The 25,121-nt window shown below is 69.0% G+C and carries 22 protein-coding genes and 1 pseudogene; 11 read left to right on the top strand and 12 right to left on the bottom strand.

Translation table 11 applies throughout. The features are described 5' to 3' along the window. Positions 1-91: 91 nt before the first annotated feature. A complete protein-coding gene (locus ACH4EW_RS04210; RefSeq protein WP_398251283.1) occupies positions 92-889 on the bottom strand; it encodes a Cof-type HAD-IIB family hydrolase in 798 nt (265 codons plus the stop codon). Positions 890-1,069: 180 nt separating this feature from the next. On the opposite strand from ACH4EW_RS04210, the gene ACH4EW_RS04205 reads away from it, so the two are divergent. Continuing rightward, a complete protein-coding gene (locus ACH4EW_RS04205) occupies positions 1,070-1,774 on the top strand; it encodes a vancomycin high temperature exclusion protein (RefSeq protein ID WP_398251050.1) in 705 nt (234 codons plus the stop codon). A 35-nt stretch (positions 1,775-1,809) separates the two neighbouring features. Here ACH4EW_RS04205 and cutA read toward each other — a convergent pair whose 3' ends face one another. Beyond that, a complete protein-coding gene (gene cutA, locus ACH4EW_RS04200) occupies positions 1,810-2,148 on the bottom strand; it encodes a divalent-cation tolerance protein CutA (RefSeq protein WP_398251048.1) in 339 nt (112 codons plus the stop codon). Between the two features lie 63 nt (positions 2,149-2,211). Between cutA and ACH4EW_RS04195 the strand changes: the two are divergent. From ACH4EW_RS04195 to ACH4EW_RS04185, 3 genes and pseudogenes are all read left to right on the top strand, one after another. Beyond that, positions 2,212-2,895, top strand: a pseudogene (locus ACH4EW_RS04195) (aminotransferase class IV); the annotation flags it as partial. A 461-nt stretch (positions 2,896-3,356) separates the two neighbouring features. Beyond that, positions 3,357-4,067: a hypothetical protein gene (locus tag ACH4EW_RS04190; protein WP_398251045.1), complete on the top strand. Its 711-nt coding sequence runs from the start codon at positions 3,357-3,359 to the stop codon at positions 4,065-4,067. A gap of 68 nt (positions 4,068-4,135) precedes the next feature. Beyond that, positions 4,136-4,801 carry a class F sortase gene (locus ACH4EW_RS04185; protein ID WP_398251042.1) on the top strand — a complete coding sequence of 222 codons (666 nt, stop codon included), beginning with the start codon at positions 4,136-4,138 and terminating at the stop codon, positions 4,799-4,801. A gap of 39 nt (positions 4,802-4,840) precedes the next feature. On the opposite strand, the gene ACH4EW_RS04180 is transcribed toward ACH4EW_RS04185, so the two are convergent. From ACH4EW_RS04180 to dusB, 4 genes are all read right to left on the bottom strand, one after another. Further along, positions 4,841-5,629: a sulfite exporter TauE/SafE family protein gene (locus ACH4EW_RS04180; protein ID WP_398251039.1), complete on the bottom strand. Its 789-nt coding sequence runs from the start codon at positions 5,627-5,629 to the stop codon at positions 4,841-4,843. 157 nt (positions 5,630-5,786) lie between these two features. Continuing rightward, positions 5,787-6,764 carry an ArsR/SmtB family transcription factor gene (locus ACH4EW_RS04175; protein WP_398251036.1) on the bottom strand — a complete coding sequence of 326 codons (978 nt, stop codon included), beginning with the start codon at positions 6,762-6,764 and terminating at the stop codon, positions 5,787-5,789. A 500-nt stretch (positions 6,765-7,264) separates the two neighbouring features. After that, positions 7,265-10,012, bottom strand: coding sequence for a pyruvate, phosphate dikinase (gene ppdK / locus ACH4EW_RS04170; protein ID WP_398251033.1), 2,748 nt, complete (start codon positions 10,010-10,012; stop codon positions 7,265-7,267). Positions 10,013-10,647: 635 nt separating this feature from the next. Then, on the bottom strand, positions 10,648-11,868 hold the full coding sequence (gene dusB, locus ACH4EW_RS04165) for a tRNA dihydrouridine synthase DusB (protein ID WP_398251030.1): 1,221 nt from the start codon (positions 11,866-11,868) through the stop codon (positions 10,648-10,650). Positions 11,869-11,938: 70 nt separating this feature from the next. Here dusB and ACH4EW_RS04160 point away from each other — a divergent pair, with 70 nt between their 5' ends. Further along, positions 11,939-13,423: an MFS transporter gene (locus ACH4EW_RS04160; protein ID WP_398251027.1), complete on the top strand. Its 1,485-nt coding sequence runs from the start codon at positions 11,939-11,941 to the stop codon at positions 13,421-13,423. Between the two features lie 144 nt (positions 13,424-13,567). On the opposite strand, the gene ACH4EW_RS04155 is transcribed toward ACH4EW_RS04160, so the two are convergent. Together ACH4EW_RS04155 and ACH4EW_RS04150 are read right to left on the bottom strand one after the other, a co-directional pair. Next, positions 13,568-13,837, bottom strand: a complete 270-nt coding sequence (locus ACH4EW_RS04155; RefSeq protein WP_398251024.1) for a DUF6243 family protein — start codon at positions 13,835-13,837, stop codon at positions 13,568-13,570. 338 nt (positions 13,838-14,175) lie between these two features. Further along, complete coding sequence (locus ACH4EW_RS04150) at positions 14,176-15,558, bottom strand: glycine--tRNA ligase (protein WP_398251022.1); 1,383 nt, start codon at positions 15,556-15,558, stop codon at positions 14,176-14,178. Positions 15,559-15,767: 209 nt separating this feature from the next. Between ACH4EW_RS04150 and ACH4EW_RS04145 the strand changes: the two genes are divergently transcribed. The 4 genes from ACH4EW_RS04145 to ACH4EW_RS04130 all read left to right on the top strand — a co-directional run bounded on the left by ACH4EW_RS04145 (position 15,768) and on the right by ACH4EW_RS04130 (position 18,938). After that, complete coding sequence (locus tag ACH4EW_RS04145; protein WP_398251019.1) at positions 15,768-16,721, top strand: metal ABC transporter substrate-binding protein; 954 nt, start codon at positions 15,768-15,770, stop codon at positions 16,719-16,721. A 38-nt stretch (positions 16,722-16,759) separates the two neighbouring features. Next, the gene (locus ACH4EW_RS04140; protein WP_398251016.1) at positions 16,760-17,542 is read left to right on the top strand and encodes a metal ABC transporter ATP-binding protein; all 783 of its coding nucleotides are present in this window, start codon (positions 16,760-16,762) and stop codon (positions 17,540-17,542) included. Between the two features lie 2 nt (positions 17,543-17,544). Further along, positions 17,545-18,438, top strand: coding sequence for a metal ABC transporter permease (locus tag ACH4EW_RS04135; RefSeq protein ID WP_398251013.1), 894 nt, complete (start codon positions 17,545-17,547; stop codon positions 18,436-18,438). A gap of 65 nt (positions 18,439-18,503) precedes the next feature. Beyond that, a complete protein-coding gene (locus tag ACH4EW_RS04130) occupies positions 18,504-18,938 on the top strand; it encodes a Fur family transcriptional regulator (RefSeq protein WP_398251010.1) in 435 nt (144 codons plus the stop codon). 40 nt (positions 18,939-18,978) lie between these two features. Here ACH4EW_RS04130 and ACH4EW_RS04125 read toward each other — a convergent pair whose 3' ends face one another. The 4 genes from ACH4EW_RS04125 to leuA all read right to left on the bottom strand — a co-directional run bounded on the left by ACH4EW_RS04125 (position 18,979) and on the right by leuA (position 23,384). Beyond that, a complete protein-coding gene (locus ACH4EW_RS04125; RefSeq protein WP_398251007.1) occupies positions 18,979-19,800 on the bottom strand; it encodes an isoprenyl transferase in 822 nt (273 codons plus the stop codon). Positions 19,801-19,859: 59 nt separating this feature from the next. Further along, positions 19,860-20,606 (bottom strand): DNA repair protein RecO, encoded by a 747-nt coding sequence (recO, locus tag ACH4EW_RS04120; RefSeq protein WP_398251004.1) that lies wholly within the window; start codon positions 20,604-20,606, stop codon positions 19,860-19,862. A gap of 77 nt (positions 20,607-20,683) precedes the next feature. Next, positions 20,684-21,361, bottom strand: coding sequence for a TerB family tellurite resistance protein (locus ACH4EW_RS04115; RefSeq protein WP_398251280.1), 678 nt, complete (start codon positions 21,359-21,361; stop codon positions 20,684-20,686). Between the two features lie 238 nt (positions 21,362-21,599). Continuing rightward, on the bottom strand, positions 21,600-23,384 hold the full coding sequence (gene leuA, locus ACH4EW_RS04110; protein WP_398251001.1) for a 2-isopropylmalate synthase: 1,785 nt from the start codon (positions 23,382-23,384) through the stop codon (positions 21,600-21,602). Between the two features lie 294 nt (positions 23,385-23,678). On the opposite strand from leuA, the gene ACH4EW_RS04105 reads away from it, so the two are divergent. Together ACH4EW_RS04105 and ACH4EW_RS04100 are read left to right on the top strand one after the other, a co-directional pair. Next, positions 23,679-24,755 (top strand): M4 family metallopeptidase, encoded by a 1,077-nt coding sequence (locus ACH4EW_RS04105; protein WP_398250998.1) that lies wholly within the window; start codon positions 23,679-23,681, stop codon positions 24,753-24,755. A gap of 37 nt (positions 24,756-24,792) precedes the next feature. Then, positions 24,793-25,059, top strand: coding sequence for a protealysin inhibitor emfourin (locus ACH4EW_RS04100; protein ID WP_398250995.1), 267 nt, complete (start codon positions 24,793-24,795; stop codon positions 25,057-25,059). Positions 25,060-25,121: the final 62 nt, after the last annotated feature.

Raw genomic sequence — 25,121 nt, 5'->3', positions numbered from 1 at the left:
CTGCAAGACATTCCACTGGAGGACGCCTCCGTGAAGTTCAAGCAGCTGGGGGAGTCGGTCCCAGGTCGTCTTCGTCGCCCACCTACCGGTGTCAGGCCGCGCCGCCGAAGAGCCGCTCGATAACGTGCGCGACCCCGTCCTCCTCGTTGGAGAGCGTGTGCGTCCGCGTGGCGGCCAGCACGCTCGGGTGGGCGTTGCCCATCGCGTAGCCGGTTCCGGCCCAGTCGAGGACGGTCAGGTCGTTGGGCATGTCGCCGAAGGCGATGACCTCCGTGGCGTCGATGCCCCGCCCGGCGCACAGCATCGAGAGGGTTCCGGCCTTGGTGACGCCGGACGCGCTGATCTCCAGCAGCCCGCGCCCGCCGGAGTGGGTGAGCTGTACCTCGTCGCCCGCCCCTTCCTCGGCCGCGGCCAGCAGGGCGTCCGCGTCGAGCCGGTCCGACCAGGCGAGCAACTTGGTGACAGGGAGGTCGGTCAGCCACAGATCCGTCAGCGACGGTACGGGCAGCTCGGCGTCGATGTCCTCGGAGAGCCGCAGCCGGTAGGCGGGTTCGTACAGGACGTGACTGCCGGTCTCCAGGGCGAAGCCGATCTCGGGCACGGCGGCGGCGAGCGCGGTGGCCACGCGCCGGGCGGTGGCGAGGGGCAGGGCTCGGGAGGAGACGACAGTGCGCGTCCCGATGTCGTACACCAGCGCCCCGTTGCTGCACACGGCCGTCCCGCCGAGCCCGGCGGCCTCGGCGAGCCGGTCGACGAATCTGGGCGGCCGGGCGGTGACGAGGACGACCTCCGCACCGGCGCTCTCGGCCGTGCGCAGGGCGCGCAGGGTACGAGCCGAGAGCGTCCCGTCGTTGCGCAGGAGCGTGCCGTCGAGATCGGAGGCGATCAGTCGTGGAAGCAACATTGCCCGATGCTATTGGGCGTCCCCCGGCCAACCGCCGGTCTCGGTCCGAGTTGCACCGGAGGAGCACGCCCGGCCCCTCCGGAGTGAGCATCGGAACCCATGCCTCGTCCGTCTCGTCCGAACAAGTGGGACAGCACTGCACAGGGCGCGAACAGGGGGACACCCATGCGGGAGAAGCAGCCGGGACGACTGGGGCGGTTGCGGCCGCGGTGGCCGCGGACGCGGCGCGGGCAGCGGCGGCTCGTGCAGGGGGTGATGGTCGCCTGTGTGGCGGCGCTGGCGCCCGCGACCTGGATGTACTCCGTGGCCGACGCCCGCGTCAGGACGACCGCGGACGCGCCCGCGCAGCAGGTCGCCATGGTGTTCGGGGCCGGTCTCTGGGAAGGCAAGCCGTCGCCGTATCTCGCGAACCGGCTCAAAGCCGCCGCCGAGCTGTACCGGGACGGGAAGGTGAAGGTTGTGCTCGTGACCGGTGACAACAGCCGGAAGGAGTACGACGAACCCGACGCCATGCGCACGTATCTCAGGGCGCATGGCGTGCCGGACAAGCGGATCGTGAGCGACTTCGCCGGGTTCGACACCTGGGACTCGTGCGTGCGGGCCAAGAAGATCTTCGGCGTCGACCGTGCGGTGCTGGTGAGCCAGGGGTTCCACATCCGACGGGCGATCGCGCTGTGCCGGACCGCGGGGATCGATGCATACGGGGTCGGCGTCGACGCCGTACACGATGTGAACTGGTACTACGGCGGTACGCGGGAGATATTCGCGGCGGGCAAGGCGGCGCTGGATGCGGTGTTCAAGCCCGACCCGTACTTCCTGGGCCCCCAGGAGCCCGGGATCGGGGAGGCCCTGGCCGCGGACGAGCGGTAGGGACGGGCGGCGGAGGCGGCTGTCGGCTGTCGGCTCTAGAGGGAGGCGTCCGGGGCGGTCTCGGCCGAGACCCAGTCGAGGTAGCGGGCGCTGCCCCGTAGCACCGGGATCGCGATGATCTCCGGTGTTTCGTAGTCGTGCGCTGCCAGGAGGTGGGTCTCCAGTTCCTCGTAACGCTGGGCCGTCGTCTTGAACAGCAGCTGCCACTCCTCGGTGGTCTCGATGGCGTTCTGCCAGCGGTAGACCGAGGTGACGGGCGCGGAGATCTGTACGCAGGCGGCGAGCCGCGCCTCCACCGCGCCCTGCGCCAGGGCGTGAGCCTTCTCCTCACTGTCCGTCGTGGTCAGTACGGTCAGCCATGCCGGCGTCGTCACCTTCGGGCTCCTCGGGGGTCGGTTACGTTGCGTTCTTGCTCCGTTCGTCGATTGTCGGGGGCGTTGCGGCGCGGCGCAGTGCCTGGCCTCGCCCTGCATCTGGCTCGGCTGGACTCCGCCAATCAGGAGCTGTTCGAGCGCGGTCTCGACGGGGAGCGGGTCCGCGAGCTGATCCGGCACGCGCTGGACAGTGCCGGGGTGCGGGACGCCTCGACTCGTGTGTACGGCTTTCTGGCGCCGGGCGGCACGGAGACGACCGTGATGGTCACGGTGCGCGAGCCGGCACAGAAGTCCGCCGAACCGTACGCCCTGATGTCCGTTCCGTACGCCCGGACCGTGCCGCACATCAAGCGCCCCGGCGAGTTCGGCCAGACGTACTACGCGAGGCTCGCGGCACGCGCCGGTTTCGACGAGGCCCTGCTGACCATGCCGGACGGTGCGGTGACGGAGGGGGCGATCACCAACATCGGCTTCTGGGACGGCTCTTCGGTCGTCTGGCCCGATGCCCCTTCCCTGCCCGGCATCACCATGGCGCTGCTGGAGCAGGAGCTGCCCGGCGCGGGGCTGGAGTCCGTACGGCGCCCGGTGAAGCTGGACGGGCTGGCCGCGTTCCGGTCGGCGTTCATCACCAACTCGCAGGGCATCGCGCCGGTCCGGCGCATCGACGACAGCGAGTTCACACTGGACGAGGAGCTGATGAAGCGGATCGGGCAGGCGTACGACGGTGCGTCGTGGGACACGATCTGAGGCCCGGCCTCACCTGTGGATCCGACAGCGGTGCCCCCGTCGTACTCGTAGGCCTTGGGCCGCACCGTCGCCCGGCCTGAGAAACACCGGCACCTCGGTAGGGCACGGCACGAGGCCGCCCTCACCGGACCCAAGGGGATGGGCCCGGTGAGGGCGGCGGCCGGGGGCGGCCTGGTTCACCGTCCCGTGGGGGGTGTCAGACATGTGCCCGGGACCCAGAAGGTCATGCATGTGATGTGCGCCACTCTCCTCCGGGATGGCGTCACCCAATCGGCACCGGGCGCTGCGAGGCCGGGCGCCCTCGCTTTGATCGCTGCTGTGACCTGCGCACATACAGTTCGGCAAGGATGCCGCGCCGGGTCATTCGAGTGAAAGCTGACTTCACGTCAGCAGGCATGGGTGGCGGACCGCCCGTTAGCTCGAGGTCAGGACCTACTCGCGCAGTTGCCGGAGGAACCCCCATGCGTCCTGCCCGCCCAGTGACCGGCACCGCCGCTTCCGTGGTCACCATTGCTACGTTCGTCCTCTTCATCGCCGGGCCGTCCGCATACGCAGGTGATGCCGGCGCGCTGCGGGACAGCTCGGCGGCCGCACCACGGGCCAATGACGGCCTGAAGGCGCAGACCGACGAGGACGGGGCGGAAAACCCCGCCGGGTCCGGGCACGAAACCCCCTTCCGCCTCAACAATCCCTCCGGCCTCACCATCCCCTCGCTGCTCGACTCCGTCGGCGGGCTCGACGCCTTCTCCGGGCTCGACATCACCTCCGGGGACGAGGGCTCGCACGAGCGTGAGAGCCGGAAGTCGTCCGAGGACGAGCACTGGACAAAAAACGACAGCTCGTCCTCCGGACGCGGCAACTCGTCCGGTCATGACAACTCGTCCGGGCGCGACGAGTCGTCCGGGCGCGACAACCAGTCCGGGCGCGACAACCAGTCCGGGCGCGACAACTCGTCCGGGCGCGACAACTCGTCCGGGCGGGACGGCTCGTCCGGGCGGGACAACTCATCCGTACCCAACGCCCCCAGCGGGCACGTCAAAACAGGCGTCGGCGGCAGCGTCCGGCCCGACACCACCCAGATCGCGGCGGGCGCCGGCGTACTCGCCGCGACCGCCGTCGGCGGAGCCTGGCTCCTGCGTCGCCGGGCGAGCGGCACGCAGGGAGCCGGCTGACGGCGACGGATTCACGTCTCCGTACCGCCTGGTTTCCGTCCCGGTGGTCGCGCGCCACCGGGACGGGAATGTCCCCGTACCGTCCCCATTTCGTCATCCGGAGGACGATCGTGTCCCAGAAGGCCAAGAGCTGGCTGCTGGTCGTCGCGGCGCTGGCCGGTATCTGGCTGATCCATCACGGCGCCGGCGCCGAGCTGATCCCGCCCCAGCCGACCGCCGGCCAGGCCTTCGCGGGCGGCCCCGAGCCGCAACCGGGGTCTCCGGTCGCCGAACCGCTGAGGCCCTCGGCGCCCGTACGCATCCGGATCCCGAGCATCCGGGTGGACGCAGCGATGATGCGACTGGGACTCGGGTCCGACGGCAGTCTCGATGTGCCGCCTGCCGGGAACCGTGACGTCGTCGGCTGGTACCGGGACGGCACTCCGCCCGGCTCCAAGGGCAGCGCGATCGTCGCCGGTCATGTCGACAACGCACAGGGGCCGTCGGTCTTCTACGACCTGGGCTCTCTGCAGAAGGGCAGCACGGTCGAGGTGGTCCGCCGGGACGGGCGTACCGCCGTCTTCTCCATCGACGCGATCGAGGTCTACGAGAGCAAGCACTTCCCCGACAAGCGGGTGTACGGTGCCTCGCCCTACGCCTCGCTGCGGCTGATCACCTGCGGCGGTGGATTCTCGAAGACGACGGGTTACCAGGGCAATGTGGTGGCGTACGCACACCTCACCAAGGTGCGGTGAACGCTGCCGTCCACCGCTCGTCCGTCCACCGCTCGTCGTTCATGCCGTCCACTGGTCGAACGCCAACTTGGCAACCAGCGAGAACACCACGACCAGCAGTACCCCGCGGACGAACTCGCTGCCCTTCCTGAGCGCCATCCGCGCCCCGATCAGTCCACCCGCCAGGTTGAACACCGCCATCATCGCGGCCAGTTGCCACATCACGCTGCCCTGGTAGGCGAACATCGCCAGCGCCCCGCCGTTGGTACAGACGTTGACGATCTTGGCGGTGGCGGACGCCGTCACCAGATCGAGGTGGAGCACCGCTGTCAGCGCGAGCACCAGGAACGTTCCGGTGCCGGGGCCGAACAGCCCGTCGTAGAAGCCGATGCCGCCGCCGACCAGCACGATCGCGGTGACGGTGCGGGCCCGGGTGACCTTGTGCCGCGTACCGTCGTCCGCCGTCCTGCCGAACGAGGGCCGCAGCATCACGAAAGCTGCGACCGCCAGCAATACGACCATGATGACCGGGCGCAGCACCTCGCTGCTGATCCCGGCCGCGAAGAGCGCGCCGGTCATCGATCCGGCCAGCGCCGCGAGCCCGATCCGCAGGGCCGTCCCGACCTTCACCGGCGCCTTGCGTACATATGTCACGGCGGCGCCCGACGTGCCGACGATCGCGACCGCCTTGTTCGTGCCGAGGACGTGCGCGGCCGGAACGTGCGGCAGGCCCAGCAGCAGGGCGGGCAGCAGGAGCAGTCCGCCGCCGCCGACCACCGCGTCGATCCAGCCGGCCGCGGCTGCGGCGAGGCAGAGGACGACCAGAGTGGTGAGTGCTATGTCGGGCATGGTCAACGACCCTAGGGAGGCGATGCGTGCCCCGTCCAACGGCTTCGGCCGGATCGCGGGAAAGTTGAGCCAACTCTGAGGATCCCTGACTTCCCGGCCCCCGGGGGCCGGGGGAATCCGGACCCGTCCGGCCAGTCCGGCCGGCGCCCATCAGGGATTACGGGACAGCCCCCAGCGGCGCGCCGCCCCGGAGCAGCGATCCGCCCAGCGGGGTCAGTGTGTGCAGGACCGAGTTGCCGTGCCGCAGGGTGCGGATCAGGCCGGCCTCGCGCAGGACACAGGCGTGCTGGCTCGCCGAGGCGAGGGAGACTCCCGCCCGGCGGGCGAGTTCGCTGGTCGTGCATCCGTTGCCGATGGCTCTCAAGATCGTCGAGCGGGTGTTGCCGAGGAGCCGGCCGAGCCAGGGCCCCGGTTCGGCGAAGACCGGGGCGCGGGAGTGGGTGACCGGGTAGACGAGGACCGGCGGGAGCTGCGGGTCGCGGTAGACGACCGGGGTGACGCGGCAGAAGTAGGACGGCTGGAGCAGTAACCCCCGTCCGTCCAGATGGAGTTCACGGTCGACAGGGTAGTCCGCCTCCAGTACGGGTGCTCGCCAGCGGATCATGGGCGGGAGGGAGGCGAGCAGTTCTTCCGCCCCGCCGTCCAGGAGAGCGCGGCCGCGGACGGCGCGGTCGGCCTCGACGCTGGCCTGGATATGCGGCCAGTACGGTTCGATCGCGGCGCGGTGGTAGCTGCGCAGGGCGCCGATGAGCCGGCCGAGCAGCTCGGCGCGCCCGTCCGGAGTGCGGCCCGCCTCGCGACGTTCGGCGCTCAGCAGGGCGAGTTCGGCGCGGATCCGCCGGCGCGGGGTGTCACGTAACGCTTCGATTCCGGCGTCGATGCCGTACGGCTCACTGCCTTCCTGAGAAGGCGTCAGAAAGTCCGGGAAATAGCCGCGCGGTGGAATCACGGCGGCCAGCAGACGTACTTCACCATTCAACCTGGGTCGGGTTTCCGTACGCCATTTCCCGAACACCGTGGAACCACGCCGGTCCCTCAGCCGATGGAAACTCAGAATGGTTTCCCACAGCGCATCCGGCCGGGTGGCCATCCGCACCTTGGAAAGGTCCACTCCGGACATATGGATACGCAGCACGGAACCCCCACCTGTTGCACCTGCAATTCCCCCCACCCAAGGGTATGTGATCCGTAACAACACGTCACCACGGGGTTTCGGCCAGAGGTGAAACGCCTCGCCTCCACATGCCGTCTCCCGAAAAGCTGTACGACGTCGGGTACGAATCCGGAGCTGCCGGGGAGAGCGAGTGAAGGCCGTGGGGGGTTTTGCTCGTTCGACGGCGGTCGGCGACGGTGCGGCTCCGTACCCGACAGGGGTAGGCCGGGTGCGGCCCATGGGTGGGGATCCGTGGGCCGCACCCCGGTCCCTTCCCGGCCCGGTCTTTGCGTATTGAGCGGACTTTGCGTATCGAACGAGAAAAGACACAACGTCGAACAACCATTTTCCCCAGAACAAAACGAAGCGGCGGCATCCCCGCACGGGGTGCCGCCGCCTCCGGGAGTTCCGGAGTTGCCGTCGAGTCGGTGAGGGTACGGGTGAGCCGACGGCAGCTCCGGGTCAGGGGGTGTGGTGCCGGGTCAGCGGCTGTCGCTGCCCTTCGATTCCGCCGCGGCCCGGCCCGCCTCCAGGCGCGCGACGGGGATGCGGAACGGGGAGCAGGACACGTAGTCCAGGCCCACCTCATGGAAGAAGTGCACCGACTCCGGGTCGCCGCCGTGCTCGCCGCAGACGCCGAGCTTCAGGTCCGGCCGGGTGGCCCGGCCGGCCGCGGCGGCGCTGCGGACCAGCGAGCCCACGCCGTCCTTGTCGATCGTCTCGAACGGCGACACCCCGAAGATGCCCTTCTCCAGGTACGCGGTGAAGAACGAGGCCTCCACGTCGTCACGGGAGAAGCCCCACACCGTCTGGGTCAGGTCGTTCGTACCGAAGGAGAAGAACTGTGCGGCCTCGGCGATCTGACCGGCGGTCAGCGCGGCGCGGGGCAGCTCGATCATCGTGCCGATGGTGAGCTTCAGCTCGGTGCCGGTGGCGGCCTCGACCTCGGCGATGACCTGGTCGGCCTCCTCGCGGACGATCTCCAGCTCCTGGACCGTGCCGACGAGCGGAATCATGATCTCGGCGCGGGGGTCGCCCTTGGCGTTCTTGCGTTCGGCCGCGGCCTCGGCGATCGCCCGTACCTGCATGGCGAACAGGCCGGGGATGACGAGACCGAGACGGACCCCGCGCAGACCGAGCATCGGGTTCTGCTCGTGCAGCTTGTGCACGGCCTGGAGCAGACGCAGGTCGTTCTCGTTGGCGTCCTTGCGGGACTCGGCGAGCGCGACGCGTACCGAGAGCTCGGTGATGTCGGGCAGGAACTCGTGCAGTGGCGGGTCGAGCAGCCGTACGGTGACGGGCAGTCCGTCCATCGCTTCGAACAGCTCGATGAAGTCGGTCTTCTGGAGCGGAAGCAGCTCCTCCAGCGCGGACTCGCGCTCGGCGTCGGTGTCCGCGAGGATCAGCTTCTCGACCATCTCGCGGCGCTCGCCGAGGAACATGTGCTCGGTACGGCACAGGCCGATGCCCTGCGCGCCGAAGCGGCGGGCGCGCAGCGCGTCCTCGGCGTTGTCGGCGTTGGCCCGCACCCGCAGCCGGCGCACCCGGTCCGCGTACGCCATGATCCGGTGCACGGCGGCGACCAGCTCGTCGGCGTCGTCGGCGCCCGCGTGCATCCGGCCCTCGAAGTACTCGACGACCGGGGACGGCACGACAGGGACCTCACCGAGGTACACCTTGCCGGTGGAGCCGTCGATGGAGACGACGTCGCCCTCCTCGATGACCCGGCCGCCCACCGTCATCCGGCGGCGCTTGGTGTCGACTTCGAGTTCCTCGGCGCCGCAGACGCAGGTCTTGCCCATGCCGCGTGCGACGACGGCGGCGTGCGAGGTCTTGCCGCCGCGCGAGGTCAGGATGCCCTCGGCCGCGATCATGCCGTCGAGGTCGTCGGGGTTGGTCTCGCGGCGGATGAGGATGACCTTCTCGCCGGACCGGGACCACTTCACCGCGGTGTACGAGTCGAAGACGGCCTTGCCGACCGCGGCACCCGGCGACGCGGCGATGCCGCGGCCGAGCAGGTCGGTTGCGGCCTCGTCGTCGAAGCGCGGGAACATCAGCTGCGCGAGCTGCGCCCCGTTGACCCGCTGGAGCGCCTCGGCCTCGTCGATCAGGCCCTGGTCGACGAGCTGCGTAGCGATCCGGAAGGCGGCACCGGCCGTGCGCTTGCCGACCCGGGTCTGGAGCATCCACAGCCGGCCGCGCTCGATGGTGAACTCGATGTCGCACAGGTCCTTGTAGTGCGTTTCGAGGGTTTCCATGATCTGCATCAGCTGGTCGTACGACTTCTTGTCGATCGACTCCAGATCGGCGAGCGGCACGGTGTTGCGGATACCGGCGACGACGTCCTCGCCCTGCGCGTTCTGCAGGTAGTCGCCGTAGACGCCCTGGTGGCCGCTGGCCGGGTCGCGGGTGAACGCGACACCCGTACCCGAGTCGGGACCGAGGTTGCCGAAGACCATCGAGCAGATGTTGACGGCCGTGCCGAGGTCGCCGGGGATGCGCTCCTGGCGGCGGTAGAGCTTGGCCCGGTCGGTGTTCCACGAGTCGAAGACGGCCTTTATGGCCAGGTCCATCTGCTCGCGCGGGTCCTGCGGGAAGTCACGCCCGGCGTCCCGCGAGACGATCTTCTTGAACTGCTTGACCAGCTTCTTCAGATCGGCCGCGTCGAGATCCACATCGACCGTGACGCCCTTGGCCTCCTTCGCCGCCTCCAGCGCCTCCTCGAAGAGGTCGCCGTCGACACCGAGGACGGTCTTGCCGAACATCTGGATGAGGCGGCGGTAGGAGTCCCAGGCGAACCGGTCGTCGCCGGCCTGGGCGGCGAGGCCGACCACGGACTCGTCGGAGAGACCGATGTTGAGGACCGTGTCCATCATGCCGGGCATCGAGAACTTCGCGCCGGAGCGGACCGAGACCAGCAGCGGGTCGTCCGACTGGCCGAGCTTCTTGCCCATCCGCGCCTCAAGGGCGGCGAGATGCGCGCTGACCTCGTCGCGCAGCTCCGTCGGCTCCTCGCCACTGTCGAGGTAGACCTTGCACGCCTCGGTGGTGATGGTGAAGCCCGGAGGGACGGGGAGTCCGAGATTGGTCATCTCGGCGAGGTTGGCACCCTTCCCGCCGAGCAGGTCCTTCAGATCCTTGTTGCCCTCGGTGAAGTCATAGACGAACTTCTGGCCCTGGGGCTCCCGGGATTCCGGGGTTGATACCTGGGGATCTTTGTTTTGCGACACAGGTCTCGACTCCTCGAGGACGCGGTGGCTGCCCTGACGGCGAGGAACATACCCAGATCGAAGGTGTCTGGGTACGTCCACTTGCGCGTCATGAGGCCTCAACCACCCGTCCGCCAGCAGATCGAAAGTGACATGATCGGTCCCTCGATCGATGGAGTGTCTTCACTTCTTGAATGAATAAGCACTCAGTGCGACAAGAATCCCGGAGTTCGGCCACGCTGCGCAATGGAAGCGTCGATCGATCAAAGTGAAGGCCCCTGGCACCGAGTGCCACCATTTGAGAAGTGCAGCTCCCGAAATGGCGCTCATCTGAGCGACATGATTCTCAGGGTGGCGAGAATCACTCTACGATCGACGCTCAGATGTCACCATTCGGACGGGCGAACGATGACCGATCGTCACCCTTTGATCATCCAGTCGCAGCTGGCTGTGAGCGGATTCGGCGCACGATGCCCGGTGCGGGCCGCTTCAGGGCTCAGCCTCGGCCGGATATCGCCGAATCCGGCTCGATGTAGCGCTCAGATGAGCGGAGTAAATCAAGAGGCACGCGGTGCCTGTGGCGCCGCGTGCCTCTTGAAGGGGCGTGGAGGCCCCGTCGGAGCCCCCGGCAGGCTTCTCGGGCCCGGCAAGCCCTCTCAGCCGCCCGAGGTGTCCAGTTCCGCGTCCGCGCTCACGCCCGCGCAGTCGTACGGGTCCTTCAGCCAGCCGTCCGGCAGGACCACCCGGTTGTTGCCCGAGGTGCGCCCGCGCGGCCCGTCCGCGCCGTCCGGCCACGGCTGGTCCAGGTCCAGCTCCTGCAGCTGACCGCCCAGCTCGTCCAGCGACGAGGTGATCGCCAGCTTCTTGCGCATCTCGGAGCCGACCGAGAAGCCCTTGAGGTACCAGGCGACATGCTTGCGGAAGTCGATCACGCCACGGGCCTCGTCACCGATCCACTCCCCCAGCAGCGTCGCGTGCCGCAGCATGACGTCGGCGACCTCGCGCAGACCGGGCGTCGCCCCGGTACGCCCCGTGCCGGGGGCATGGACGGTTGCCGTGGCGAGGTGGTTTCCACGGGGCGCCGGCGCCCGCCTCGTCTCCGTCCCCTCGAACGCGCTCACCAGGTCACGGAAGAGCCAGGGGCGGCCCAGGCAGCCGCGGCCCACGACCACGCCGTCACAGCCGGTCTCGCGCATCATCCGGCGGGCGTCGTCCGCGCACCAGATGTCGCCGTTGCCGAGGACGGGGATCTCCGGGACGTGCTCCTTGAGGCGGGCGATGGCGTCCCAGTCGGCGGTGCCGCCGTAGTGCTGGGCGGCCGTCCTGCCGTGCAGCGCGACGGCCGTGACGCCCTCCTCCACCGCGATCCGGCCCGCGTCGAGGTAGGTGATGTGGTCGTCGTCGATGCCCTTGCGCATCTTGATGGTGACCGGCAGATCGCCCGCGTTGGAGACCGCCTGGTTGAGGATCGCGCGCAGCAGCGGCCGCTTGTACGGGAGCGCCGAGCCGCCGCCCTTGCGGGTCACCTTGGGCACCGGGCAGCCGAAGTTCAGATCGATGTGGTCGGCGAGGTTCTCGTCGACGATCATGCGGACGGCCTTGCCGACGGTGACCGGGTCCACTCCGTACAGCTGGATCGAGCGCGGGGTCTCGCTCGCGTCGAAGTGGATGAGCTGCATGGTCTTCTCATTGCGCTCGACCAGCGCCCGCGTGGTGATCATCTCACTGACGAACAGCCCCTTGCCGCCGGAGAACTCCCGGCACAGGGTGCGGAACGGGGCGTTGGTGATGCCGGCCATGGGGGCGAGCACCACCGGCGGCTGCACCGTGTGGGGGCCGATCCGGAGCAGCGGGAGCGAGGGGGCGAGCGTGGTCATTGCTCCATTGTCGCGTACGGCTCGGAGCGGCCCGACGGCAAAGTTCGTTAGTTAACCGTACTATCCATGTATGCCCGAGTTGAGCTCCCGCAGACGGCAGCTGGTACTGGCGATCTGCTGCATGAGTCTGCTGATCGTCAGTCTCGACAACACCGTCCTCAATGTCGCTCTGCCCTCCATGCAGAAGGAACTGCACGCCACCGTCGCGGGCATGCAGTGGACGATCGACGCCTACACCCTCGTCCTCGCCTCGCTGCTGATGCTCTCGGGCTCCACCGCCGACCGGATCGGGCGCCGGAAGATCTTCAAGATCGGGCTCGTCCTCTTCACCCTCGGCTCGGTGCTCTGCTCCATGGCGCCGCACCTGGAGTCGCTGGTGGCGTTTCGCATGGTGCAGGCGGTGGGCGGCTCGATGCTCAACCCCGTCGCGATGTCGATCATCACCAACACCTTCACCGACCCCCGCGAGCGGGCCCGCGCCATCGGAGTGTGGGGCGGTGTCGTCGGCATCTCCATGGCGGCGGGGCCGGTGGTCGGCGGCCTGCTGGTGGACTCGGTCGGCTGGCGGTCGATCTTCTGGATCAATCTGCCGGTCGGTCTCGCCGCGCTGCTGCTCACCTGGCGGTACGTCCCCGAGTCCCGCGCCCCGAAGCCGCGCCGCCCCGATCCTGTGGGTCAGCTGCTGGTGGTCGGGCTGCTCGGTTCGCTGACCTACGCGATCATCGAGGCACCCTCGGTGGGCTGGGCCTCGCCGCGGATCCTGGTAACCGCCGCGCTCGCCGTGTGCTCGCTCGTCGGGCTGCTGCTGTACGAGCCGAGGCGCGCCGAGCCCCTCATCGATCTGCGGTTCTTCCGCAGCGCCCCGTTCAGCGGTGCCACCGCCATCGCGGTCTGCGCCTTCGCCGCACTGAGCGGGTTCCTCTTCCTCAACACGCTGTATCTGCAGAACGTGCGCGGCCTGAGCGCTCTGCACGCCGGTCTGTACATGCTGCCGATGGCGGCCCTGACCTTTTTCTGCGCACCGCTGTCGGGCCGGCTCGTCGGAAGCCGGGGGCCTCGGCTGTCGCTGCTGGTGGCGGGCGTGGCCATGACGGCGTGCGGGCTGTTGTTCGCCGCGTTCGACGCCGAGACGGACGACTTCCTGCTGTTCACCGGCTATGTACTGTTCGGTCTCGGCTTCGGCATGGTGAACGCGCCGATCACCAACACGGCCGTCTCCGGGATGCCGCGCTCACAGGCCGGTGTGGCGGCGGCGGTCGCCTCGACCAGCCGGCAGATCGGCGGAACGCTCGGGGTCGCCGTGATCGGTGCGGTGCTGGCGGCGGGCGTGGCCGGTACCGGGTCACCGCGCGGCGCCGAGTACGCGGCCGCCTTCGTGGACGCGAGCAAGCCCGCCTGGTGGATCCTCACCGGGTGCGGGCTGTGCGTCCTGCTGGTCGGGGCGCTGACCAGCGGGCACTGGGCGCTGGAGACGGCGCGTCGGACCGCGGAGCGGCTGGTGGCGCCGACGGGTGTCCCCGCCGGGGATCAGGCGTCGGCGGCCTCCAAGATCTGAAGGCGCTGCAGCCGCTGCCCGGCCTCGTCGTCGACGGGGGCGTACGTCACCATGCGCGGGGCGGCGACGGGGCACGGACAAGGGCGTGGGCCCGGATCACTCCAGGCGATCCGGGCCCACGCCCTTGTACTGCAACCGTAGGCGTCAGCTCTGTGCCGGGGAGTCCTGCTCGGACGTACTCGGTTGTGCAGAGTCGTCGGACGACGGCCCGGTCTGCGCGGCGGACGAAGCCGCCTGCGCAGCGGCCGGTCCCGACTGTGCGCGCTCACGCATCTTGCGCAGCAGCTCCTGCTTCTGGTCGGCAGCCGCCTTGCGGTCGGTATTGCGCGCAGGGCCCGCGCCCTGCTGCTCGGCACGGGACAGCTTCTTGCGCTGTCCGCCCACACCGAGGAGGTTATTGCGGCTCTTGGCCACGGCGTTCTCCCATTCGTGGTGAGAAGTAGGTCTTGGACCTGGAATCGATCCGATGGGCGGCGGGTGTTCGGGCCCGCCGCGCGCTCACTCGTAGATCTGGAAGAACGAAGACATGCCGGAACCGTACTCCGTTCCCGCCGGCCTCCGCATCCGGTTTTCGGCTGCGCGTCACGGCGGCGCCGCCCGCGGGGGCGGTCGGTGTCGTCGGCGCGTTCAGGCGGTCGGGCCGGCCGTCGCCCGGTGGGCCTCGGCGAGATGTTCCTCGGCGTGGACGGTGTGCGGCGAAGCCCCCGGTTCCGTACGGGGAACCGGGGGCTTCGCCGTGAAACCGTGGTGCGTCAGCAGCCCAGCAGACGTGCGCCGAGGTACGCCTGGATCTGGTCCAGGGAGACGCGCTCCTGCTTCATGGTGTCGCGCTCGCGCACGGTCACCGCGTTGTCGTCGAGGGTGTCGAAGTCGACGGTGACGCAGAACGGCGTACCGATCTCGTCCTGACGGCGGTAGCGGCGGCCGATGGCGCCCGCGTCGTCGAACTCGATGTTCCAGTTCTTCCGCAGGTCGGTCGCGAGGCCCTTGGCCTTCGGCGACAGCTGCGGGTTGCGGGACAGCGGCAGGACGGCGACCTTGACCGGCGCAAGGCGCGGGTCGAGACGCATCACGGTGCGCTTCTCCATGACGCCCTTGGCGTTGGGCGCCTCGTCCTCGATGTAGGCGTCGAGGAGGAAGGCGAGCATCGCGCGGCCGACACCGGCTGCCGGCTCGATGACGTACGGAGTCCAGCGCTCGCCGGCCTCCTGGTCGAAGAAGGACAGGTCCGTGCCCGAGGCCTTGGAGTGCGCCTTGAGGTCGTAGTCCGTGCGGTTGGCGACGCCCTCCAGCTCGCCCCACTCGCCGCCGCCGAAGCGGAAGCGGTACTCGATGTCAGCGGTGCGCTTGGAGTAGTGCGAGAGCTTCTCCGCGGGGTGGTCGTACCACCGCATGTTCTCCTCGCGCAGGCCCAGGCCGGTGTACCAGTTCCAGCGCTGCTCCATCCAGTACTCGTGCCACTTCTCGTCCTCGCCCGGCTTGACGAAGAACTCCATCTCCATCTGCTCGAACTCGCGGGTGCGGAAGATGAAGTTGCCCGGAGTGATCTCGTTCCGGAAGGACTTGCCCATCTGGGCGATGCCGAACGGTGGCTTCTTGCGCGAAGTCTGCTGCACCTGGCCGAAGTTGGTGAAGATGCCCTGGGCGGTCTCGGGGCGCAGATAGGCGACCGAGCCGGAGTCCTGGGTCGGGCCGAGGTGGGTGGAGAGCAGACCCGAGAACTGCTTGGGCTCGGTGAAGGTGCCCTTGTTGCCGCAGTTGGGGCAGTTGAGCTCGGCCAGGCCGTTCACGGGCGCGTGGCCGTGCTTCTCCTCGTACGCCTCCTCCAGGTGGTCGGCGCGGAAGCGCTTGTGACAGGAGGTGCACTCGGTCAGCGGGTCGGTGAACGTAGCGACGTGGCCGGAGGCAACCCACACCTCGGGGGCCAGGACGACCGACGAGTCGAGTCCGACCACGTCCTCGCGAGAGGTGACCATGTAGCGCCACCACTGGCGCTTGAGGTTCTCCTTCATCTCGACGCCCAGCGGCCCGTAGTCCCAGGCGGCACGCTGACCACCGTAGATCTCACTGCAGGGATAGACGAAGCCACGGCGCTTGCTCAGGCTGACGATGGAGTCGATCTTGTCGGCGGCCACGGTGCTCTCTTCATTACGACGACGAAATTGGACAAGGGTGGCGCGAAGCGCCTCTGTGGGGGGGTGGTGGTCGGGAGACGGGTGGGCGAATGCTTCAGATTACCGGCGGGCACGCCCCTTCGATCAAATCGGTATCGGCACGGCCGGCCGAGGGGCACCCCCATCGACCTTGTTGACAATCGTTTCCAGTTTTGTTGAAAATGACTGTCATGAACATAAGCCGCCTCATACCCACCGCCGCCGTCGCGGGAACAGTCGTCCTCGGCCTCACCGCCCTCACCGCCTGCTCCGCCCCGGACGCCGCCGCCCACAAGAACGGCGACAAGCTGGACGTGGTGGCTTCGTTCTATCCGATGCAGTTCCTGGCCGAGGAGATAGGCGGGAAGAACGTCTCCGTCACCACGCTGACCAAGCCGGGCGTCGAGCCGCACGATCTGGAGCTCACCCCGCGGCAGATCGGCGGACTCGGCGACGCCGACTACGTCCTGTACCTCAAGGGCATCCAGCCCGCCGTCGACGACGCCATCAAGCAGTCCGGCGCGAAGGACGTCGTCGACGCCTCGAAGCTCACCACGCTGGAAGACCACGGCACCGAGACCGGCGCCGACGAACACGGTCATGAGCACCACGGCGACGAGGCCGGGGCCGACCCCCACATCTGGCTGGACCCGGTGAAGTACGCCGAGGTCGCCAAGGGCGTCGGAAAGTCCCTGGAGAAGACCGACCCCGCCCACGCCGCGGACTACCGCAAGAACACGGACGCGCTGGTCAACAAGCTCGACGCACTGAACACGGCGTACGAGACAGGTCTGAAGGACACCGCGACCAGGACCTTCATCACCACCCACTCCGCCTTCGGGTACCTGGCCGAGCGCTACGGCCTCACCCAGGAGGGCATCGCCGGTATCGACCCCGAGGCCGAGCCCAGCCCCGCCCGGATCAACGAGATCCACACCATCGCGGAGAAGAACAAGGTCAGCACCGTATTCTTCGAGACACTCGCCAGCGACAAGACCGCGAAGACCCTCGCCAAGGACACCGGCCTGAAGACCGACGTCCTGGACCCGCTGGAGGGAATCACGGACAAGTCCAAGGGCACCGACTACATCGAAGTCATGCAGTCCAATCTCGCCGCCCTGCAGAAGGCGCTCGGCGCGAAGTGAGCCACGTAACACCCGCCACAGCAGCATCGGAGGCGCTCATGTCCGAGCCCGGGAGCACCACGACCGACCCCGTGATAGCCCTGCGCGGCGCCACGGCCACGCTCGGCGCGCGCCCGGTGCTGCGCGGCATCGACCTGTCCGTCCACCGCGGCGAGGTCGTCGCCCTGCTCGGGGCCAACGGCTCGGGCAAGTCGACCGCCGTACGCTCCGTCATCGGCCAGGTCCCGCTCACCGGCGGCTCCATCGAGCTGTTCGGTACCCCGCTGCGCCGCTTCCGCGGCTGGGCGCGCATCGGTTACGTACCCCAGCGCACCACGGCAGCCGGCGGTGTCCCCGCCACGATCCGTGAGGTCGTCACCTCCGGGCGCCTCTCCCGCACGAAGCTGGGCCTGCTCCGCAAGGCCGACCGGGCCGCCGTCGACCGGGCCATCGGCCTCGTGGGCCTCGCCGACCGGGCCGGGGACTCGGTGAACGCGCTCTCCGGCGGGCAGCACCAGCGGGTGCTGATCGCCCGGGCGCTGGCCGCCGAACCGGAGCTGCTGATCATGGACGAGCCGATGGCCGGCGTCGACCTGGCCAGCCAGGAGATCCTCGCCACGACGCTCCGCGAACAGGTCGCGGCCGGCACCACGGTGCTGCTCGTGCTGCATGAGCTCGGCCCGCTGGAGCCGCTGATCGACCGCGCGATCGTGCTGCGCGACGGCTGTGTGATGCACGACGGGCCGCCCCCGAAGGCGCTGGGCCAGCACGCGCTGCCCGGACACGACCATGTACACCCCCACGCGGCCTCCGAGCCCGTCCGGACGGGACTGCTGAGCTGATCATGGAATTCCTCGACCCCCCGTTCATGCAGCGGGCACTGCTCGCCGCCGTACTGGTAGGCGTCATCGCCCCCGCCGTCGGCATCTATCTCGTCCAGCGCCGCCAGGCCCTGATGGGCGACGGCATCGGCCATATCGCGATGACCGGTGTCGGCCTCGGCTTTCTGCTCTCCACCAGCCCGGTGTGGATGGCCACGGCGGTCGCCGTCGTCGGCTCCGTCGCGATGGAGCTGATCCGCTGGTACGGACGCACCCGCGGCGACATCGCGCTGGCCATGCTGTTCTACGGCGGTATGGCGGGCGGTGTCCTGCTGATCAACCTCTCCGACACCGGCTCCAACGCCAACCTCACCTCGTATCTCTTCGGCTCTCTCTCCACGGTCTCCACCGAGGACATCACCGCGATCTGTCTGCTGGCCGCCTTCGTGCTGCTGGTGACGCTGGGGCTGCGCCGGCAACTGTTCGCGGTCAGCCAGGACGAGGAGTTCGCCCGGGTCACCGGACTGCCGGTGCGCACGCTGAATCTGCTGGTCGCCGTGACGGCGGCGGTGACGGTCACCGTGGCGATGCGGGTCGTCGGGCTGCTGCTGGTCAGCGCGCTGATGGTGGTGCCGGTCGCGGCCGCGCAGCAGATCTCCAGGTCCTTCAAGGTGACGTTCGTGCTGTCGGTCGTCATCGGCACGGCGGTGACCCTGGCAGGCACCGTGACCTCGTACTACCAGGACGTCCCGCCCGGCGCGACGATCGTGCTGCTGGCCATCGCCGTCTTCATCGGCCTGACGCTGCTCGCGACCCCACTGGCCCGAAGGCGAGCCCGGCGCAGCGACGCCGCGTCCGAGGAGTGCACTCTTGAGGTACCGGCCTCCCGTCCGGCCACGGACGAACTCCGGGTTTGACCGTCACGGCCGGACGGGCTGGCACAATGGCCCGACACAGGTACGGGCGACACGAGGAGGCTGCTGTGGCGACGGCGCCGATCAGTGGAACGAACGCGGCCCCGGTACGCGGCCGGTCGACCCGGCAGCGGGCGGCGGTGGCGGCGGCGCTCGACGAGGTGGACGAGTTCCGCAGCGCCCAGGAGCTGCACGATGTACTCAAGCACCGCGGCGACTCGGTCGGTCTGACCACCGTCTACCGCACCCTCCAGTCCCTCGCCGATGCGGGCGAGGTCGATGTGCTGCGCACCACGGACGGCGAGTCCGTGTACAGGCGCTGCTCGACCGGGGAGCACCACCATCATCTGGTGTGCCGGATGTGCGGCAAGGCCGTGGAGGTCGAGGGGCCCGCGGTGGAGCAGTGGGCGGAGACGATCGCCTCGCAGCACGGGTATGTGAACGTGGCCCACACGGTGGAGATCTTCGGGACCTGCGTGGAGTGCGCGGACGCGAAGGAGTGAGGAAGCGGGCCCGGGGGCGCTGCCCCCGGGCCCGCGCCGCTCAGCTCGTCGGCTCCTGAGCCGCCTCGATCGCACCGCCGAAGCGCCGGTCCCGCTGGGCGTACTCCAGGCAGGCCCGCCACAGGTCGCGGCGGTCGAAGTCCGGCCAGAGCACATCCTGGAAGACCATCTCGGCGTATGCGCTCTGCCAGATCAGGTAGTTGGACGTGCGCTGCTCGCCGCTGGGGCGGACGAAGAGGTCGACGTCCGGCATGTCCGGGTAGTAAATGTACTTCGCGAACGTCTTCTCGTTGACCTTGGAGGGGTCCAGCTTCCCGGCCGCGACGTCCTGCGCGATGCGCTGCGCGGCGTCGGCGATCTCGGCCCGGCCGCCGTAGTTGACGCAGAAGTACAGCGTCATCCTGTCGTTGTCCTTCGTCTGCTCCTGGGCGATCTGGAGCTCCTGGACGACGGACTTCCACAGCTTCGGCATGCGCCCCACCCAGCGGATACGGATGCCCAGTTCGTCCATCTCGTCGCGGCGGCGGCGGATGACGTCCCGGTTGAAGTTCATCAGGAACTTCACTTCCTCCGGGGACCGCTTCCAGTTCTCGGTGGAGAACGCGTACAGCGAGAGGTTTTCGACACCCATCTCGATGCAGCCCTTGAGGACGTCCATCACGACGCCCTCACCGACCTTGTGGCCCTCGGTACGCGGGAGGCCGCGTTCCTTGGCCCAGCGGCCGTTGCCGTCCATCACGATGGCGACGTGCTTGGGCACCAGCTCGCCGGGGATCTTCGGGGGCGTGGCACCGGAGGGGTGCGGCTCAGGGGTCTTGTAGTCGCGCCGGTTACGGCCGCCGAGAAACCCGCGTACTGCCATGAACTGTCTCGCTCCCTGTGCCTGATCTGCCTGTGTTCTCTGTGCCTGATCTGCCTGTGTCACGTCTCTACGTACCGCAGTGAGCGCAGCCCGCGCTCCAGATGCCAGTGCAGATAGGCGGACACCAGTCCGCTCCCCTCCCTGACATGCCGCGCCTCGCACGCGTCCGCGGTCTCCCAGTCGCCGGTGAGCAGTGCGCTCAGCAGAGTAATGGCCTCAGCCGAGGGTACGACGCTGCCGGGTACCCGGCAGTCGCCGCATATGACGCCGCCCGCCGCGACGGAGAAGAACCGGTTCGGTCCGGGCATTCCGCACTTCGCGCAGTCCTCGAAGCTGGGTGCGTAGCCGTTGACGGCGAGCGAACGCAGCAGGAAGGCGTCGAGGACGAGATGCGGCTCGTGTTCGCCGCGGGCGAGGGTGCGCAGCCCTCCGACGAGCAGCAGATACTGCTGGACCGCGGGCTCGCCCTCGTGGTCGGTGAACCGCTCGGCGGTCTCCAGCATCGCGGTGCCCGCGGTGTAGCGGGCGTAGTCGGTGACGATGCCGCCGCCGTACGGGGCGATCGTCTCGCTCTGGGTACAAAGCGGCAGGCCGCGGCCGATCAGCTCGCTGCCCCGGGCGAAGAACTGCACATCGACATGGGAGAAGGGTTCCAGCCGTGCCCCGAACTTGGACTTCGTACGCCGCACGCCGCGTGCGACGGCCCGCACCCGGCCGTGGCCGCGGGTCAGGATCGTGATGATCCGGTCGGCCTCGCCCAGCTTCTGCGTGCGCAGCACCACGCCGTCGTCCCGGAACAAGCTCATGCGTCCATTGTCCGGTACCGGGGCGGCTCAGCGGACACGCCTCCCCCTGGGTGCGCACCGGGTGCGGACGAGGCCGTTCAGGAGGGGGTACGCGCCGCTGCGGCAAGCAGTCGGGCGGTGTCCTCGGCACTGAGCTGCAGCGCTCCGCCGACCGTGGTCAGCACCTCACGCTCCGACGGCCCGTACGGACCGTCGGCGAGCGCGATCCTGGCGCCCTGCAGCAGGATGGATTCACGTCCGGCGGGGGCCAGGTGCGGGGCGAGGGGTTCCAGCGCCTCGTGCAGTTCGATGGCGAGGGCCGCTCCGCAGGCCTCGGCCGCCGGGTCGTAGGCGGAGCCGTGGCCGATGTCGGCGGAGAGAACCTCGACGACGGCGGAGAGCTGTTCCTCCGTGCAGTCGTCGAATCCGGCGTCGCGCACGGTGGCGGCCGCGGTCTCCAGGACCGTACGGGCGGTGGTGCCGCCGGCCGCGAGGACACCGAGCGTGACCGTGTGGATGGCGTCCCGGAGCAGGGCGGAGAACCGGGTGGTGGTGGGGTGGTCGAGCACATCGGTGTCGAAGTGGGCCCGGCAGACAGCGCATTCGATGACGGGCCCCGCAGTGCCGCGCCGCAGCATCGGCACACCGAGCACCGTGAAGCGCCGACGGCCGGTGAGCCGACGGTAGTTGCGGTCGCCGCCGCAGCCGGGGCAGAAGAACTCGCCGTCACCGACGGTGTCCCAGGTGGTGCGGATGCCGCAGATACGCAGCTTCATGGCGCGTTGTCCCAGGGCTGGCCGCACGTCGCACACCTCCGTAACTCCCCCGGCCCCAAGGGCACGGGGGGTGCCCCCTTCGGCAACATTGCCGTGTCGACGTGATGTTAACCACAGTCGTGACGTGGCGTCAGTACTTCGGTCGTCACAACCGCCGGAGATGGCCGAACCCCGTCCCCCCGGATACGGGTGGACGGGGTCTTCGGCCGTGCGGCTTCACGCCCTTCGAGGCGCCGGGTCAGCGGGTGGCGCGGTTGACGGCGGAGACGACCGCCTTCAGCGAGGCACGCGTGGTGTTGGCGTCGATACCGATGCCCCACAGGACCTTTCCGTCGATCGCGCACTCGATGTACGAGGCGGCCTGGGAGCTGGCACCCTCGCTCATGGTGTGCTCGGTGTAGTCCAGCAGACGGGCGTCGATGCCGATGGCCTGCAGCGCTTCGAAGAACGCGGAGATCGGGCCGTTGCCGGAACCGGTCAGTACGGTGTCCGTGCCGTCCACCGTCGCCTCGACGGTGATGGTGTCCTGGCCGTCGGAGCCGGTCGTGGTCTGGCCGGAGCGGATCTGCACGCGTCCCCATTGAACCGCGGCGCTGTCCGGGTTCGGCAGGTATTCGTCCTGGAACGTGGACCAGATCTGGGCCGGTGTGACCTCGCCGCCCTCGGCATCGGTCTTGGCCTGAATGGTCCGGGAGAACTCGATCTGCATCCGGCGCGGCAGGTCCAGCTTGTGGTCGTTCTTCAGGACGTAGGCGATTCCGCCCTTGCCGGACTGCGAGTTGACTCGGATGACGGCCTCGTAACTGCGACCGACGTCCTTCGGGTCGATCGGCAGGTACGGCACCGCCCACTCGAGATCGTCCACGGTCTTGCCCTGGGCGGCCGCGTCGGCCTCCATGGCGTCGAAGCCCTTCTTGATGGCGTCCTGGTGGGAGCCGGAGAATGCGGTGTAGACCAGGTCGCCCGCGTAGGGGTGGCGCGGGTGGACCTCCATCTGGTTGCAGTACTCGCTGGTGCGGCGGATCTCGTCGATCTGCGAGAAGTCGATCTGCGGGTCGACACCTTGCGAGAACAGGTTCATGCCCAGGGTGACCAGGTCGACGTTGCCGGTGCGCTCGCCCTGACCGAACAGGCAGCCCTCGATCCGGTCCGCACCGGCCATGATGGCCAGTTCGGCGGCGGCGACGGCGGTGCCGCGGTCGTTGTGCGGGTGGACCGACAGGCAGACGAACTCGCGGCGCGACAGGTTGCGCGACATCCACTCGAACCGGTCCGCGTGCGTGGACGGGGTCGAACGCTCCACGGTGGCGGGCAGGTTGAGGATGATCTCGCGGCCCTCCTCCGGCTGCCAGACGTCACAGACCGCCTCGCAGACCTCCAGGGCGAAGTCCAGTTCGGTGTCGGTGAAGATCTCGGGGCTGTACTGGTAGCCGAAGATCGTCTCCGGGCCCAGCAGCTTCTCCGCGTACTCCATGACCAGCCGGGTGCCGTCCACGGCGATCTGCTTGATGTCGTCCTTCGAGCCGCGGAAGACGACCCGGCGGAAGGTGGGTGCCGTCGCGTTGTACAGGTGCACGGTCGCACGGCGGGCGCCGACGAGCGACTCGACCGTCCGCTCGATCAGGTCCTCGCGGGCCTGCGTCAGCACGGAGATCGTCACGTCCTCGGGGATCGCGCCCTCTTCGATGATGGAGCGGACGAACGCGAAGTCGGTCTCACCGGAGGACGGGAAGCCGACCTCGATCTCCTTGTAGCCCATGCGTACGAGCAGATCGAACATCTCGCGCTTGCGGGCCGGCGACATCGGGTCGATCAGGGCCTGGTTGCCGTCGCGCAGATCGGTGGACAGCCAGCGGGGGGCGACGGTGATCCGGTTGTCCGGCCAGGTGCGGTCGGGGATCTCGACGGCCTCGTAGCGGCCGTACTTGTGGATCGGCATCCCGGACGGCTTCTGCAGCTGGGTCGCGTTGGTGATCGGCGTCGGGCGGCCGACAGCGGTCTCGGCGGGATGTGCGGCGGTCATGGCGTACGGCTCCTCGGGGTCCAACCAATGGGACGGCCGACTGTGTCGCTGCAACACCAGACTCCGCGGGGAGGGGGTCGGCCTACGATTACAGGCCCTCGCCGCGGCAGCTAAGAAGAAGCAGCCCGAAACGCATGATGCGACGAGAGTAGCCGAGAGGCGTCTGATGCGTCCGTCCCGTATCAGCATGCGGGACCGGGCGCCGGAAACGCCCAACTGCGATCGATCACTCCATTTCGTCAATCCTGGCAGCAATCAGTGACACAGCTGTTACTCGGTGCCACAGTCGGCTGCATGCAGCCTCAGTCTCAGCACGGGTTCCACCCCGTCTTCTGCACCATCGTGCCGCCCCATGTCCTCGACAAGCTGTCGCAGTCCGGCAACCCCGATCTCGCGGGCCCGGCCCGCCGCACCCTGGAGAGCGACGCCGCCCGTCGCACCCGCCGCCAGATGGCGACGGTCGTCACCGTGCCTGCCGCCCCCGCGACCGAGGGGGCGGCGTCCGACAAGCCCGACCGGACGCTGTACGACTGCCGTCACCGCACCCTGCTGCCCGGCACCAAGGTCCGTTCCGAGGGACAGAAGCCGACGAAGGACGCAAGCGTCAACCGCGCGTACGCGGGACTCGGCGCCACCTTCGACCTGCTGCTCAAGGCGTACGGACGCCATTCGATCGACGGCAACGGGCTGCCGCTGATCGGCTCCGTGCACTACGACAAGAAGTACAACAACGCCTTCTTCGACGGCGAGCAGATGGTCTTCGGCGACGGGGACGGGGAGATCTTCCTGGACTTCACCGTCGCCATCGATGTGATCGCCCATGAGCTGGCGCACGGCCTGACCCAGCACACCGCCAATCTGAGCTATTACGGCCAGTCCGGCGCGCTCAACGAATCGATGTCCGACGTCTTCGGCTCCCTGGTCAAGCAGTACTCACTGGGCCAGAGCGCCGACCAGGCCGACTGGCTGATCGGCGCCGGGCTGCTGACGCCCCGGGTCCAGGGTGTCGCCCTGCGCTCGATGAAGGCGCCGGGAACCGCGTACGACGACGATGTGCTCGGCAAGGACCCGCAGCCCGCGTCGATGGAGGACTACATCCACACCAGCGAGGACAACGGCGGAGTGCACCTCAACTCGGGCATCCCGAACCGCGCGTTCTATCTGCTGGCGACGGCACTCGGCGGCAGTGCGTGGGAGCGGGCCGGTCAGCTCTGGTTCGATGTGCTCACAGGTGGTCGACTGGCCGTGGACGCGGACTTCGCGTCCTTCGCCCGGCTGACGGTGGCTGCGGCCCGCAGCCGCTTCGGGGAAGGTGACGAGGCGGAGGCGGTCCTGAAGGCATGGTCGGAGGTGGGCGTCCCGACGGCGTAGAACAATCCCGGGCCCGTCCGGCAATGGAGGACACCGCATGCGGATTCAGGTCAGCAGGACCGGCGGCTTCGCCGGCATCGCACGCCACCGCGAGGTCGACACCTCCGGACGGGCCGACGCCGCGGAGTGGGAGGCACTGGCCGAATCGGCGCTCGCCGCGGGCCACAGCACCCCGCCCCCGGGCGTACCGGACGGCTTCCGGTACCGGATCACGGTCGGCGACCGGACGGTCCACTGCGCGGACCCGAAGCTGACCGAAGCCCAGCGTGCACTGGTCTCACGCGTCCTGAAGGAGGGCGCGTGAGACGCGCGTACCGCTGATTCCACTCTCACGTGGGACGGGCGTACGGCTGAGACCGGCCGGAC

The sequence above is a fragment of the Streptomyces sp. NPDC018000 genome (assembly GCF_044328025.1).
Lineage (GTDB): Bacteria > Actinomycetota > Actinomycetes > Streptomycetales > Streptomycetaceae > Streptomyces.
Note: the sequence above shows the minus strand (reverse complement) of the source record. Positions and strands in the feature narration are given on the sequence as shown.